This window comes from Roseburia hominis, assembly GCA_040702975.1.
Lineage (GTDB): Bacteria > Bacillota > Clostridia > Lachnospirales > Lachnospiraceae > Allocoprococcus > Allocoprococcus hominis_A.
In genome coordinates this window covers 15,674-30,483 of record CP159990.1, presented here as the reverse complement: position 1 = coordinate 30,483, position 14,810 = coordinate 15,674, and the positions used below count along the sequence as shown (strand labels likewise).

11 protein-coding genes are annotated in these 14,810 nt (G+C 42.9%); 8 read left to right on the top strand and 3 right to left on the bottom strand.

Features of this window, described 5'->3' with window-relative positions:
* The first annotated feature begins 3 nt into the window (after nt 1-3).
* A complete protein-coding gene (locus ABXS75_00105) occupies nt 4-1,902 on the top strand; it encodes an ABC transporter ATP-binding protein (GenBank protein XCP85250.1) in 1,899 nt (632 codons plus the stop codon).
* A 240-nt stretch (nt 1,903-2,142) separates the two neighbouring features.
* On the opposite strand, the gene ABXS75_00100 is transcribed toward ABXS75_00105, so the two are convergent.
* The 3 genes from ABXS75_00100 to ABXS75_00090 all read right to left on the bottom strand — a co-directional run bounded on the left by ABXS75_00100 (nt 2,143) and on the right by ABXS75_00090 (nt 5,325).
* The gene (locus ABXS75_00100) at nt 2,143-3,015 is read right to left on the bottom strand and encodes an Rpn family recombination-promoting nuclease/putative transposase (GenBank protein XCP85249.1); all 873 of its coding nucleotides are present in this window, start codon (nt 3,013-3,015) and stop codon (nt 2,143-2,145) included.
* Between the two features lie 306 nt (nt 3,016-3,321).
* A complete protein-coding gene (locus ABXS75_00095; protein XCP85248.1) occupies nt 3,322-4,176 on the bottom strand; it encodes an Rpn family recombination-promoting nuclease/putative transposase in 855 nt (284 codons plus the stop codon).
* A 306-nt stretch (nt 4,177-4,482) separates the two neighbouring features.
* Entirely contained in the window at nt 4,483-5,325 is an 843-nt protein-coding gene (locus tag ABXS75_00090; protein ID XCP85247.1) for an Rpn family recombination-promoting nuclease/putative transposase, read from the bottom strand.
* Nucleotides 5,326-5,734: 409 nt separating this feature from the next.
* Between ABXS75_00090 and ABXS75_00085 the strand changes: the two genes are divergently transcribed.
* The 7 genes from ABXS75_00085 to ABXS75_00055 all read left to right on the top strand — a co-directional run bounded on the left by ABXS75_00085 (nt 5,735) and on the right by ABXS75_00055 (nt 14,767).
* Nucleotides 5,735-7,579 (top strand): helix-turn-helix transcriptional regulator, encoded by a 1,845-nt coding sequence (locus tag ABXS75_00085; GenBank protein XCP85246.1) that lies wholly within the window; start codon nt 5,735-5,737, stop codon nt 7,577-7,579.
* A 291-nt stretch (nt 7,580-7,870) separates the two neighbouring features.
* On the top strand, nt 7,871-8,134 hold the full coding sequence (locus ABXS75_00080) for a PqqD family protein (protein XCP85245.1): 264 nt from the start codon (nt 7,871-7,873) through the stop codon (nt 8,132-8,134).
* Nucleotides 8,134-9,147 carry a radical SAM protein gene (locus tag ABXS75_00075; GenBank protein ID XCP85244.1) on the top strand — a complete coding sequence of 338 codons (1,014 nt, stop codon included), beginning with the start codon at nt 8,134-8,136 and terminating at the stop codon, nt 9,145-9,147. Before ABXS75_00080 ends, ABXS75_00075 begins: the two co-directional genes overlap by 1 nt.
* Nucleotides 9,148-9,739: 592 nt before the next feature.
* Nucleotides 9,740-11,302 carry an ABC transporter ATP-binding protein gene (locus tag ABXS75_00070; GenBank protein ID XCP85243.1) on the top strand — a complete coding sequence of 521 codons (1,563 nt, stop codon included), beginning with the start codon at nt 9,740-9,742 and terminating at the stop codon, nt 11,300-11,302.
* Nucleotides 11,303-11,755: 453 nt separating this feature from the next.
* Nucleotides 11,756-12,991 carry a sugar ABC transporter substrate-binding protein gene (locus ABXS75_00065; protein ID XCP85242.1) on the top strand — a complete coding sequence of 412 codons (1,236 nt, stop codon included), beginning with the start codon at nt 11,756-11,758 and terminating at the stop codon, nt 12,989-12,991.
* Nucleotides 12,992-13,019: 28 nt separating this feature from the next.
* Entirely contained in the window at nt 13,020-13,946 is a 927-nt protein-coding gene (locus tag ABXS75_00060) for a sugar ABC transporter permease (protein XCP85241.1), read from the top strand.
* Nucleotides 13,946-14,767 carry a carbohydrate ABC transporter permease gene (locus tag ABXS75_00055; protein ID XCP85240.1) on the top strand — a complete coding sequence of 274 codons (822 nt, stop codon included), beginning with the start codon at nt 13,946-13,948 and terminating at the stop codon, nt 14,765-14,767. The genes ABXS75_00060 and ABXS75_00055 overlap by 1 nt, the downstream gene beginning before the upstream one ends.
* Nucleotides 14,768-14,810: the final 43 nt, after the last annotated feature.

Here is a 14,810-nt window from a genome sequence, read left to right as displayed (position 1 = left end):
AAGATGGCAGGACCAATGGCAATGCGGGGAGCAAAACCGAAGGTGGAAAATCCCGGAAAATTATTTGTACGTCTGATGCAGTATGTGTTCCGGAAATATAAAGCACATTGTTTTCTTGTGGCGATCCTGATCTGCGTGGGCGTTCTGGCAAACGTACAGGGTACCATGTTTACGAAAAACCTGATTGATGAGTACATTACGCCGTTTCTTCTGACGGACGAACCGGACTTTGGACCGCTGGCACATGCGATCGCCCGTGTGGCGGTGTTCTATGCGATCGGAGTGCTTTCGACATATACGTATAACAGGATTATGGTAAATGTGACGCAGGGGACCTTAAGAGATCTGCGAAATGATCTGTTTGAGCATATGCAGAAGCTGCCGATTAAATATTTTGATACGCATGCGCATGGAGATATCATGTCTATATATACCAATGATATCGATACGCTCCGGCAGATGATCAGCCAGAGTATTCCGCAGGTCATCAATAGTGCATTTACGGTAGTCAGTGTATTTGTCAGCATGGTGATCTTAAATATTCCGCTTACCATCGTGACGCTGATCATGGTCACGATTATGATTACCAGCTCCAGGAAAGCGGCGGGACAGAGCGGAAAATATTTTAGAGAGCAGCAGATTAACCTAGGCAGGGTCAATGGATATATCGAGGAGATGATGAACGGACAGAAGGTGGTGAAGGTCTTCTGTCATGAGGAAGAGAGCAAGGAAAAATTCCGGGAATTGAATGGAAAGCTGTATGTGAGTGCGGACCGGGCCAATACCTTCGCCAACATGTTGGGGCCGATCAATGCGCAGCTTGGAAATATCAGCTATGTGATCTGCGCAATCGTGGGAGGCATCCTGGCGCTGAATGGAATCGGCGGATTTACCTTAGGAGGACTTGCAAGCTTCCTGACGTTTAATAAGAGCTTCAGCATGCCGATCAACCAGGTGAGCCAGCAGCTCAATGCGGTGGTCATGGCAATGGCAGGCGCGGATCGTGTTTTCCGGCTGTTGGACGAGAAGCCGGAGGTGGACGACGGTTATGTGACTCTGGTAAATGTGGCAGAGAAGGACGGAAAGCTCGTAGAGAGCGAGGCAAGAACCGGACGCTGGGCATGGAAGCATACGCATCAGGCGGACGGAAGCGTGGATTATGTGGAAGTCAAGGGCGACGTGGTGTTTAACGGCGTGGATTTCGGGTACACTGATGAGAAGATTGTTCTTCATGATGTGAAGCTCTATGCCACACCCGGACAGAAAATCGCATTTGTAGGCTCCACGGGTGCCGGAAAGACGACGATCACCAACCTGATCAACCGGTTTTACGATATTCAGGACGGAAAAATCCGATACGACGGAATCAATATCAACAAAATTAAAAAAGATGATCTGAGACGGTCCCTGGGGATTGTGCTTCAGGATACGCATTTGTTTACGGGAACCGTGAAGGAGAATATCCGTTACGGTAAACTGGATGCTACGGACGAAGAGGTGGTGGCAGCAGCGAAGCTCGCCAATGCGGACGGATTTATCCGAAGGCTTCCGAAGGGATACGATACGATGCTGACCGGAGACGGGGCGAACTTAAGCCAGGGACAGAGACAGCTTCTTGCCATCGCCCGTGCGGCGATCGCGGACCCGCCGGTTCTGATTCTGGATGAGGCGACCAGCTCCATCGACACCAGAACGGAGCGGATTGTACAGGAAGGCATGGATAAATTGATGCACGGACGGACAACGTTCGTCATTGCCCATAGACTTTCTACGGTGCGGAATTCAGATTGTATTATGGTTCTGGAACAGGGAAGAATTATAGAGAGAGGAACCCATGATCAGTTGATTGCGGAGAAGGGGAAATATTATCAGTTGTATACCGGAAATGCGATCAGTGCGTAGGGGATAGAAAAACGGGAGGTGCCGAAAATAGTGCATCTCCCGTTTTCTTTCTTGCTGTTGTTAAGCATACCTTGTGAAACGGCCGAATGGCCATGCGGGGTGCCCTATGGGTATACCTTGTGAGACGGCCGAATGGCCATACGGGATGCCCTTTGGGTATACCTTGTGAGACGGCCGAATGACCATACGGGATGCCCCTAGGTATACCTAAGTGAATGGCCAATGGGCGTTCATCTCGGTTTAGTTGTTATGATTAGAAATTGTGTCTTCTGTGGTAATCTCCTGAATGATTGTCAGGACGGTGTCCAGTTCTTCTTCTACTTCATCGGCGATGATTTCAGGAGACTTGCCTTTGAGGAGTTTCTTTTTGATTAAATCCTTTAATTTTAAAGAATAACCCTCTTTTAGCCCTTCTTCGCGTCCTTCTTCCCGTTCAAAATATTTCTCTTCCCAAGCCTGCATATACTTCACTCCAATTTCTTCGCTGAGTTTGACCTTATGCACCCGCTCATGAATCCGGTGGATTCGTTCACTGTCAGAAGCGTTTGCAACGGAGGCTGTCGTATTTTCCAGGTAATGCAGAAAATCCACCAGCTCTTGTGAAACTTCATCGTCGTTCGTTCCACGTGTATTCAGAAATATGCGTGTAGCCTTATCTTCCAGTATACATTCCGGGACTTCCCGGCATCTGGCCTCGAAAGTGTATTGATACTTCCCGTAACCAAACAGGTCAAAAGGCGTGATAAGGATAATGTATGAAGTATTCAGCAAATTATAATCCGGAATACCGGGTTTCAAAAGTCCGGTGTCGATAAGAGCCTGGTAGTACCGGCTCCGCTTCGCCAGGTCAACTTTCTTCTGTGCCTGCATTTCTGTGCTGTAGATCACATTTTCCTCATCAATAAAAAACACGTCCAAACGAATGGAACGAATCAGGGGTGACACCCGTAATTCCTTTTCGGTCTCTGCTTTATCAAAGAGCGGAATCTCCTTCCCGAAAATAATACTGAGCACATCCTGATGAGCCTGCGGATCGTCCATCACTTCGTCAAAAAGGAATCTGCTGGTCAGGTTCAGGTCTTTCAGCGGTATGATATTTTGTTTGTGGTTCATGTATCCTCCTTCAGTTTATCATAGTCGTCTGGTAGATTACAAATAAAAATATGAAATTATAAGGTCATAGTTATCCCCTCCTGTCCGTTCCGTTTTGTCGACATTATGAAATGCTTTGGCGATCAGCCATGAATTTGTGACCCTTTTGAATTCTTTACCTCGATAGTGAATTAATCATACACCTTAGGTGCCGGAAAAGCAATATGCAGAATGGTATAAGTTTGATAGAGGTTAAAGTAGTGATATAAAAAGTTAAAATATTAAGAGGAAGGTGCTATAAAATAGCATGCCTTCCTCCTGGGCAGCCTATTGGTTATTGCTTGTATTTTCCTCTGTGATTTCTTGAATGATTGTCAAGACGGTATTCAATTCTTCTTCTACTTCATCGGCGATGATTTCAGGGGACTTACCTTTTAAGAGCTTCTTTCTAATCTGTGATTTTAAAAGGTCGTTGCGCCCTTCTGCGCGTCCTTCTTCCCGTTCGAAATATTTTTCTTCCCAAGCCTGCATATACTTCACTCCAATTTCTTCGCTGAGTTTGACCTTATGCACCCGCTCATGAATCCGGCGAATCCGTTCACTGCCAGAAGCATCTGCCACGGAGGCTGTCGTGTTTTCCAGATAATGAAGAAAATCTGCCAGTTCCTTTGAGACTTCATCGTCGTTTGTTCCTCGCGTATTCAGAAAAATGCGGACAGCCTGATCTTCCAGTATACATTCCGGAACTTCCCGACATCTGGCCTCAAAAGTATATTGGTACTTCCCATGACCAAATAAATCAAACGGTGTGATGATAATAATGTACGAAGCATTCAGAAGATTGTAATCCGGAATACCGGGTTTCAAAAGTCCGGTATCGATAAGAGCCTGGTAGTACCGGCTCCGTTTAGCCAGGTCAACTTTCTTCTGTGCCTGCATTTCTGTGCTGTAGATCACATTTTCCTCATCAATAGAAAACACATCCAAACGGATGGAACGAATCAGGGGCGACACCCGTAATTCCTTTTCGGTCTCTGCTTTATCAAGAAGCGGAATCTCCTTCCCGAAAATAATACTGAGCACATCCTGATGAGTCTGCGGATCGTCCATCACTTCGTCAAAAAGGAATCTGCTGGTCAGGTTCAGGTCTTTCAGCGGTATGATATTTTGTTTATAGTCCATGTATCCTCCTTTAGTGTATCATAGTTATCTGGTGCATTACAAACAAAAATAAGAAATTATAAGGTCATAGTTATCCCCTCCTGTCCGTTCCATTTTGTTGACATTATGAAATGCTTTGGCGATCAGCCATGAATTTGTGACCCTTTTGAATTCTTTACCTCGATAGTGAATTAATCATACACCTTAGGTGCCGGAAAAGCAATATGCAGAATGGTATAAGTTTGATAGAGGTTAAAGTAGTGATGTAAAAAGTTAAAATATTAAGAGGAAGGTGCCATAAAATAGCGCGCCTTCCTCTTGGGTCGCCTATTGGTTATTGCTTGTATCTTCCTCAGTAATTTCCTGAATGATTGTCAGGACAGTGTCCAGTTCTTCTTCTACTTCATCGGCGATGATTTCAGGGGACTTGCCTTTTATGAGTTTTTTCCTAATCTGTGATTTTAAAAGGTCGTTGCGTCCTTCTTCCCGATCAAAATATTTTTCTTCCCAAGCCTGCATATACTTCACTCCAATTTCTTCGCTGAGTTTGACCTTATGCACCCGCTCATGAATCCGGTGGATTCGTTCACTGCCAGAAGCGCTTGCCACGGAGGCCGTCGTATTTTCCAGGTAGTGCAAAAAATCCACCAGCTCTTGTGAAACTTCATCGTCGTTCGTTCCACGTGTATTCAGAAATATGCGTGTAGCCTTATCTTCCAGTATACATTCCGGGACTTCCCGGCATCTGGCCTCGAAAGTGTATTGATACTTCCCGTAACCAAACAGGTCAAAAGGCGTGATAAGGATAATGTATGAAGTATTCAGCAAATTGTAATCCGGAATACCGGGTTTCAAAAGTCCGGTGTCGATAAGAGCCTGGTAGTACCGGCTCCGCTTTGCCAGGTCAACTTTCTTCTGTGCCTGCATTTCTGTGCTGTAAATCACATTTTCCTCATCAATAGAAAACACATCCAGGCGGATGGAGCGAATCAGGGGCGACACCCGCAACTCCTTTTCAGTCTCTGCTTTGTCAAGAAGCGGAATCTTCTTCCCGAAAATAATACTGAGCACATCCTGATGAGTCTGCGGATCATCCATTACTTCGTCAAAAAGGAATTTGCTGGTCAGGTTCAGGTCTTTCAGCGGTATGATATTTTGTTTATAGTCCATGTATCCTCCTTAAGTGTATCATAGTCATCTGGTACATTACAAATAAAAAAAAGAAATTATAAGGTCATAGTTATCCCCTCCTGTCCGTTCCGTTTTGTCGACATTATGAAATGCTTTGGCGATCAGCCATGAATTTGTGACCCTTTTGAATTCTTTGCCTCGATAGTGAATTAATCATACACCGCAGGCGTCGGAAAAGCAATATGTAGAATTTTATAAGTTTAATAGAGACGGCTGCAATGCCGATTGTAGATAAAGGTGTCGCCTTTTAGAAAATAAAGCAGATAAGGCAGGTTCCCAGAGAATAACCATAAGGCATCCCATATGGCCATTTCACAAGGTTTGAATTGAGAAACTTTCCTGATTTTGGTAAAATTATCTTGTAAGGGCTAAGAAAAGAGTTAATTTTATGGGAAAAGAGATTGGAGACATCATTTATCAAATAAGGCAGGAGTCGGGCCTTGGCCAAAAGCAGGTCTGCGAGGGCTTGTGTTCTGTGGCTCATTTTGCGCGTATCGAACAAAATCAGACGGCAATCGATTATTTTATGCTGGACAGGATATTCGGAAGATTAGGAAAATCGACAGAACGTCTGGAATATATTCTGCCTCGGGACGCCTATGAGATTTACGAATTGCAGTATCTCGTTCAGAAAAGTATCTGCCACAGCCGGTTAGAGGAAGCGGAAACACATTTGAAAGAGTATGAGAGACGGAAGGTTGCTGCAAAGCCGCTGCACCGGCAGTTTATCATGCAGGAGCGGGCGCAGATTGGTTGGATAAAGGGAGAAAATGCAGAGACAATTCTGCGGTATGTCGAGGAAGCGATAGGGCAAAGCATGCCGCTTGAAAACGCAATAAGAGAAATCGCGCTCAGTGCGGAGGAAATCAAGCTCTTATTGTTCCGCTGGGAAATCTGCCTTGGAATCGGAGAGGCGAGGTCAGAAAAAGAGGTAAGGGAGCTTTTAGAGTATATTAATGAAAGAAAACTGCTGGATATCGAGGCCGTGAAGGTGCTTCCGTATGCGGTGATTCTTCTCGGAAAAATATGTGATTGGAGAAAAGAAGCGGAATATCTCGAAGGTTACACTCGAAGAGCATTGACTATTTTGAGGGATACGGGAAAGCTTCTGTATATGCCGAAAATCCTGGGACAGTATGCAAAAATATTGGAGTTTCGAGGGATTAGACCGGAACTGGTCAGGGTTCTCAGACAAGAGCGTGCCAGCCTTTTGGAAACGGAAAAAGCATACGAAATTTCATTTGAAAAATTCCGGTTGTTTCAGCATATTAATCGACGGTTTGAGATTGATTACGAATTAATTAAGAGAATGCGCGTGTCAAGAGGAATATCTCAAGAGGCTTTGTGCGAAGATATCTGTACTCAGGAAGCCTTGTCGAGAATAGAAAATGGCAGGAGCAGTCCGAGGAATAAAGTAATCTGTAAATTGTTGGAGAAAATGGGACGGAAGGGCAGCACGGTTCATACGGTCATTATGGTAGAGGATTATGAGGTGCTGGAACTGAAAAGAGAGTATTTCGGGAAATTACATAAATTGAAGTATGATGAGGCATATGAAAAATTGATAGAAATTGAACAAAGACTGGATATGTCATACTCTGAGAACCGACAGTTTTTACAAAGTGAGAAAACAAAAATACGGTATTGCAAGGGAGAAATAAGTGGGGAAGAAAGTTTGGCTATTCTTGCAGAGATACTGCAAGAAACGGTTGATTTACAAAAGATAAAAATGACTGAGCAAAGCTTTACGACAGAAGAGCACAGCGTATTAAGTATAATTGCATTAATTTTATTTGGGGAACAAAGAAAAGCTGAAGCGGCTCAGGTGTTGAAAATGCAGCTTCAGGCGTTAAATAGCGGTCGGGTAAGGAATGTGTTCCATATATTGGAATGGGAGTTAGTAGTAGGAAATCTGGCTACAGCTTTGGAAGAACTTGGGCAGACAGAAACAGCGATTGGGTATTCGAAGGAACGAATAGAAGTGGCCATGGAAGCCGGGAAGGGAAATGGAATAGGTAGGGCGTTAGTTACCATGGCCAGTGCGATGGATCAGGAGAGCAAAGAAGAATGCGCCTTATTCTATGTAAGAGGGGGCGATTCGTTAAAACTATACCGGCATGAGGCCAGATATCAATTGGTTGAAAAGTATATAACCAGTTCGAAGTTCCACTTTTATGAGAAATTTAAACATTACCGGGATCAAATCCGCCTCCATTATCAGCAACATAAGTAAACACTGATAGAGTAGAAGGCAAAACGGTAGATGCAATTCCGTTAATAAGAGAGAGTATCAGTATAATGATAATAATATTTTTCTTAATGTGTTTCATAAAGACCTCCTTAATTTGTGTTGATTTATTTGAATTTTAAATGAAAATTACAAAGAAGTTTATGATGTTTCACGAGAAAAAAATTCACGTGGAACATCATAAACTTTTTTGGAAAAATGATGTAGGATAAGAGATGATAAAAGCGAGAAATAAAAAATAGGCAAATGTTGCTGTGAAGGGAAGGATATGCACTAATGACGAAGGTGGAATATGCCGCCACTATATCGTGGCAAGTATTAGATGATGAAGTATACATAATTAATGAGAAAAATAAAAGAGTTTATGTTTTAGATAATAGTGCTAAAGATTTTTGGCTGGCAATAGAAAAACGAAGTTTGGACAAGATATGTCAGGCATTATGTGCTCAGTATTGCGCTGACGCTGACTGTATTAGAGCTGATTTACACGATTTTATTGCAGATTTGGATAAGCTGGAATTAGTGGAGGTGAGCGATTGATGGAGCTATTAGACATTTTTCATGAGAAGGCTTATGAACAGAGAAGGCCAGTAACATGCATTATAGAATTATTGACGCAGTGTAATTTGAAATGCAAGCATTGTTACATACCAGATACTGCTCAGTATTATCTGGATAAACAAACAGTTTTTGATATCTTAACACAATTAAGAGAGATGGGGGTATTAACTGTTTATTTTACTGGTGGTGAAATATTTATACGGAAAGATTTGCTGGAAATTATTTCATGGGCGAGAAAGCTGCATATGAGAGTGATATTAATGAGCAATATTACACTGCTTTCCGAAGAATTAGTTAAGAAAATTGCGGATATGTATATTTGTGAATTCTCGGTTAGCTTATATTCTATGGACAGTTCTGTTCATGATGAGATAACAGGGAAGAGTGGTTCATGGAATGAGACAATGGAAGCATTAGAACTGATACGAAAATATGACATACCCGTGAGAATAAAAACACCCTTGATGATAGATAATGCATTTGCGTATAAAGATATATATGATTTTTGTCAAGATAAGGGATATGCTTTTTTGTCATCTCCAGTCATATTTGCGAAAAGTAATGGTGACAAAGAGACGCTAAAATTAAGAATTAATAAAGAAGATTTGATAACTATTGTGAAGGATTTAGACGAGATAGTTACAAGCAATATAAAGAGAAATGAAAGCAAACCGGAAGCCTGTCCTACATTGCGCTATAGCTTTTCAATTGACGCGAAAGGTGATGTCTTCCCGTGTAATTCTTTATATATGTGTGTTGGGAATGTTAAAAATAGTAGACTTAGAGATATTTGGTATAATTCTGAATTATTATTTAAAATTCAAAATATAACCAAATCGGATTTGCAACCGTGTAAAGAATGTACAGTAAAGGAACATTGCGACCGATGCCCGGGATTGGCATTGTTGGAAGATGATGATATTTATGGATGCTCATCAGTGGCCCGAGAAATTGCGCTTGTACGTTATTTGGAAAGAAAAGTTTTAAAATAATTCTTGTAATGTTTTAACGATAATAAATGTACTTGGAGACTTTGGCATTAACGGAGTGGATTTTATACATATATGTTGCATTTAAAAACGTATAGTATGTATATATGACTTTTGCCATATGTTGTGTACTATAAAAATACGTTTGGAGGAGGTGATATCATGAAAGAGTACAAAAAACCGCTTATAAAGGGTGGTGAGGCAATTGATCCTCGTGGAGGGTTTTGCAATGGCCATACTTGTAATGGAAGATAAGATTAATTAGCTCTTCTGCATTAAGTCGGAGGGGCGCTTGAAAGAAGGCGCAATGTATCTTCTTTGAGCAATAATTGTTTCAAGATAGGAACAAAGTAATCTATGGGTGTACGCTATAAGATAATTCTTGAACTTTTAACCAGTACATAGGATTATCTTTTATCGTACACCCTAAAAGACGTTATTTCCAATGGCTGGTCCAAGGAGCAATTTCTATGTAATATATTGCTTGAAGATTATGTAAGCGAGTCAGATAACGAATGGTAGAAAATTGTCCATTTGCGCCTATAAATAAACAATAACGAGGAAATTTACAATTTATAAAGGAATGAGAAAGACCATGAAAAAATACATCATAAAAATCCTCCCGCTCATCGTCCTAAGAATCGGAATGAGTGGCTGCTATTCCATCGTTAATGCAGGCATTCCGTTCATCATAAAACTATTACTGGACGGAGACTTCCTAAATGCAAAAGGCCTCATCTTCCTGTGTACCCTTTATCTCGCGATTGTCCTCGCCGGAGGAGTGTGCGAATATATTTCGCAAAGAGCGGCGTGGCGGGCGGACAGAAATTTTTATATTCTGATAAGAAGAGACGTTTTTGACGGCATGCTGGATTTAGACTTTCCCGAGTTCCAGAAGGAATCGACGGCTACATATATCTCCACGTTAAACAACGACATTTCGGAAATGCAAAAGGCGATGGAAAATGTACTGATGATCATAGAATCCTCCCTGCACATTCTGGCTTACGGAGTGTGTCTGGCAGTTTTGGACGTTCGGATATTGGTTGTCGTTCTGATATTTTCCGGTCTTGCCAGTTTCCTGCCAGGAGTAACGGGAAAGGAATTATCGGCAAGAAAAAAAAGAAGCCTCGATAAACTGGCAGAGTATTTGGAGAGAGCGCAGGATATCCTGATGGCGTTTACCAATGTAAACAGGCAGAGCAAACCTTATATCATGAAACATTATGATGAAAAGCTGGTAGAGGCTGAGGACAGTATGGAGCATTACGGGAAATTCAGGGCATTTTCTGTCATTCTAAACGGAACGACCATGTTTTTGATCGGACTTGCCACCTTTGGGGCAGTGGGGGTTCTCCTGGTTCAGAAGGAGATCACGATCGGCACGGCCGCTGCAGCACTAAGCTATGTGGACCAGTTCGTTTTCCCTGTCAGGGATATCCTGAATTGCATTGGGGAAATCATGGCAGTCAAAGGAATCTGGAGCGGGCTGGGTGAAGTCATGAACCGGAAAAAACCTGAGACAAAAGAAATCCCGCAGGAATTTGATAAGGGAATCGAGGTATCGCAGGTAAGCGCACAAAATGGGGAGTTCCATCTGGGGGAGGTCTCATTTGTTTTTGAAAAGAATAAAAAATATGCGGTTACCGGGGGAAACGGTTCCGGTAAATCCACGTTTCTAAAAGTGTTGGAGGGACGGCTGCCCTACGAAAGTGGGAAGATCAGGTTCGACCGGCATGAACTTAGGAACACGGATATTTCGCAGATCTGTGAAATCATCGAACAGAACCAACATGTTTATGATGCATCGATCGAGGATAATATTACCTTGTTCGGATGTTATGATATGAAAGAAAGCAAGAAAATATTGGGCGGCCACCCCAAAGTGCAGTATATTTTACAACAGGAAAATGCAAAGTCTTTAAGCGGCGGGGAAAAACAGCTTGTCATCATCATGAAGGCACTGGCCTCCAATAGAAAAGTGATTCTTATGGACGAGGCTCTTTCAGCGGTTGATACCGAACTGTCGGAGTATATTATGGACAGGCTTTTGGAGATGGAAGACAGAACGATTATTGCAATTACGCATAATACTGCGAAGGAGCATTTGGAGAAGTATAGCTGTCAGATTCGTATGGCGGATGGAAAGATACTTTAAATGTGCCGGAACGCGTAGAGAAAATACCTTTCAGGATTCAAAATGGTGAAGGAGAAGGTACAAAATAACCTTGTCGGAATGAACAATATTGTTATTCCGGCAAGGTTATTTTTATAGCTGGGCATACCTGAGAAGAGGTAAAAAATGAAAGTTTTACCAAACATAAAACCGATTTCATAAAATTAAAAACCAAGAATACACTTAAAAAATTGTGAAAAATAGACAAAATCAAAGTCCTGAAAATGTCTATTATGTGAAAAATACAGTTTTTTAACTAGTAAAACGTTGACTTTTTACTAGTTAAAGTGTATGATTATTACATAAGTTAAATACGAAATAAAACAAAGGTAAAAAGAAGTAGTATTTAGCACAGGGCGTTTAACGGAAGAATGCCGGCAAGTCTTCCGAAAAACTTCCCAAAAACCAGTAAAAAATCAGAGGAGGATTTTAGTTATGAAAAAACGGTTGGCAGTATTACTTGCACTCGCAATGACAGGAACTATGATTCTTAGCGCATGTGGCGGCAAGGAAGAAGATGGTAAAACAAGCGATGGAAAAGTAAAGGTACGTTTTGCATCCTGGGATGAGGCTGAAGATGTAGATGCTCAGCAGGAAATGGTAGATAAGTTCAATGCAGAGCATGACGATATCGAAGTAACACTGGAAGCATACGGCGGAGAGTTCGATACCAAGATCAGTGCCGGCATGGGTTCAAACGATACACCGGACGTTATGTATATGTGGAACTACCCGGCGTACTATCAGGGACTGGAACCGCTGGATTCCTACATTGAAAGCGAAGGCGCTGATTACAAATCCAATTTCTATGACACTCTGTGGAACTACAACTCTCTGGACGGAGAAACATATGGTATTCCGATCGGATTTACCACACATGCGCTGTTCTACAACAAAGACATTTTCGCAGAAGCAGGCATTGAGGAGCCGACGAACGACTGGACATGGGACGATGTGATTGCAGCTTCCAAGACCATCACCGAAAAATGTGAAGGCAAGAAGGGCTTCTCTTTCCAGATGAAACCGGACCCGTATGATTTTGAGATGTATCTGTGGAGCAACGGAACCGCTTATACGGATAAAGAGGGCAACCTTGACGGCAACCTGAACTCCGACAAGGCAAAAGAAGTATTCAAGATGTTCCAGGATATGGAAAAAGAAGGCTATGCGGTTGCGACTGAGAAGAGCGGTACCGATGAGTTCCGTTCCGGAAATACAGCTATGTACGTTTACGGCTCCTGGTCGATCAACACTCTGAAAGAAGACGGCGTGAACTTCGGCGTTGTTGATATTCCGGCATTTGCAGGCGAGGGCGATTCTGTCAGCATCTTAAGCTCATCAGGAATCTCTATGTCTAAGGATTCCAAGAACAAAGAAGCTGCATGGGAGTTCATCAAGTTCTGGACAAGTGAAGAAATGAACAAAGAAAGAATCGGAAGAGAGCTTCCTGTACTTCACAGCGTTGTTGAGTCTGAGGGAATCATGGAGCAGCCGGAATACACAGCATTCTACACCATGCTTGAGCAGAGCGCGGACTACACACCAGCAAGCTTTATCATCGAGAGCTGGTCAGAATTATCAGAGAACCTGTCTCTGTCCTTCGAGCGCGTATTCAACCCGAGTGCGATGGAAGACGTATCTGATGTATTAGACGAGGCAGCAGAGCAATAATACATACCCCGATAGGAGGGATAAAGGAATGAAGCAGAATAATTTGATGAAGAAGGCGACTCCGTATCTCTTCATTTTGCCATGGATCATCGGTTTCCTTGTATTTACCATCGGCCCGCTTATTTTCTCATTGGTCATGAGTTTCTTTGACTGGCCGCTGACAGCAGACCCGACATTCGTGGGTATTGGTAACTACGTTAAAATGTTTACCAGCGACAAGCAATTTTTAAAATCACTTACCATAAGTTTGAAATATGCGGCAATCTTTGTACCGCTTAACATGATCATCGCGCTGTTTCTGGCGATGCTGATCACACAGCCGGTAAAAGGTGTCAAGATATTCAGAACGATTTACTATATTCCTACCGTTATTTCGGGCGTTGCGGTATCCATCCTCTGGGGATGGATACTGAACGGAGATTATGGTGTTCTGAACTACCTGTTATCTCTGATTGGTATCAAAGGACCGAAATGGCTGGTCGATCCGGCCTGGGCACTTCTGGCCGTTATCATCGCCAGCGCCTTCGGAGTAGGAAGTATGATGTTGATCTTCTATACGGATATCAAGAATATTCCGATTGACGTATATGAAGCCGCTGCCATTGATGGTGCGAACCCGGCAAGACAGTTTTTCAGCATTACACTGCCGATCATTACACCGACGATCCTGTTCAACCTGATCACTTCCATTATCAGTTCTTTCCAGCAGGTAACACTGGTAATGCTTCTGACAGGCGGCGGTCCGCTGAAGTCCACATATTTCTACGGGCTGTACACTTACAACAATGCATTTAAGCACCACAAACTGGGTTATGCAAGTGCGAACGCATGGGTAATGTTCGTGATTATCCTGTGTCTGACCGCATTGGTATTCAAATCCTCTTCCGCATGGGTATTCTATGAGACAGAGGCCGGCGGTACGGAAAAGAAGAAAAAGAGAGGGGGTAAAAAATAATGAAAATGTCTAAGACTTCTAAAGTCATTATTTATATCCTGCTTGGCCTTGTGGCAGTTTATTTCCTGTCACCATTCGTATATATGTTCTTTACGGCATTTAAGACAGAGGCAGAGGCAATCGCCTATCCGCCGAAGCTCTTCCCGGCAAAGTGGCTCTTTGAGAACTTTGTGAACGCATGGAAGGCACAGCCCTTTGGAACGTATCTGTGGAATTCTATTCTGGTAACAGTGGGAACCACAGCAGGACAGATTCTTTCCTGTTCTTTAGTAGCTTATGGATTTGCACGGTTCAATTTCAAGGGAAAAAACATCCTGTTCATGATCCTGCTGTCTACGATGATGATTCCGTGGGACGTTACCATGATCCCGCAGTACATGGAATTCAAGATGTTCGGATGGATCAACACCCTGAAACCGCTGATTATTCCTGCATGGTTCGGTTCTGCGTACTACATTTTCCTGATGCGTCAGTTCCTTATGGGAGTCCCGAAGGATTTCGAGGAGGCAGCGCGTATTGACGGAGCCAATTCGTTCCAGATTTACTGGAAGATTTTCATGCCGATCCTGAAGCCGTCTCTGATTCTGGTAGGCGTGCTGAACATGATCAGTGTGTGGAACGATTATCTTGGACCACTCATCTTTTTGCAGGACAGAAGCAAATACACATTGGCTCTCGGGCTTGCATCCTTCAAGGGTGTTCACGAGACCCAGATCATTCCGATGCTTTGCATCACGATCATTATGATCATTCCGCCGATCATTATCTTCATCATTGCACAGAAGTACATTGTGGAAGGTACGAGCGGCTCAATCAAATAAGTGGCGTCTGCTGCAGCGCGGCAGGTGCATAAGATCCCGCGGC

What these genes read in the sequence shown, in the direction of transcription:
- ABXS75_00105 (XCP85250.1), top strand. Translation starts at nt 4, where the DNA reads ATGGCAGGACCAATGGCAATGCGGGGAGCAAAACCGAAGGTGGAAAAT.
- ABXS75_00100 (XCP85249.1), bottom strand. Translation starts at nt 3,015, where the DNA reads ATGAACCACAAACAAAATATCATACCGCTGAAAGACCTGAACCTGACC.
- ABXS75_00095 (XCP85248.1), bottom strand. Translation starts at nt 4,176, where the DNA reads ATGGACTATAAACAAAATATCATACCGCTGAAAGACCTGAACCTGACC.
- ABXS75_00090 (XCP85247.1), bottom strand. Translation starts at nt 5,325, where the DNA reads ATGGACTATAAACAAAATATCATACCGCTGAAAGACCTGAACCTGACC.
- ABXS75_00085 (XCP85246.1), top strand. Translation starts at nt 5,735, where the DNA reads ATGGGAAAAGAGATTGGAGACATCATTTATCAAATAAGGCAGGAGTCG.
- ABXS75_00080 (XCP85245.1), top strand. Translation starts at nt 7,871, where the DNA reads ATGACGAAGGTGGAATATGCCGCCACTATATCGTGGCAAGTATTAGAT.
- ABXS75_00075 (XCP85244.1), top strand. Translation starts at nt 8,134, where the DNA reads ATGGAGCTATTAGACATTTTTCATGAGAAGGCTTATGAACAGAGAAGG.
- ABXS75_00070 (XCP85243.1), top strand. Translation starts at nt 9,740, where the DNA reads ATGAAAAAATACATCATAAAAATCCTCCCGCTCATCGTCCTAAGAATC.
- ABXS75_00065 (XCP85242.1), top strand. Translation starts at nt 11,756, where the DNA reads ATGAAAAAACGGTTGGCAGTATTACTTGCACTCGCAATGACAGGAACT.
- ABXS75_00060 (XCP85241.1), top strand. Translation starts at nt 13,020, where the DNA reads ATGAAGCAGAATAATTTGATGAAGAAGGCGACTCCGTATCTCTTCATT.
- ABXS75_00055 (XCP85240.1), top strand. Translation starts at nt 13,946, where the DNA reads ATGAAAATGTCTAAGACTTCTAAAGTCATTATTTATATCCTGCTTGGC.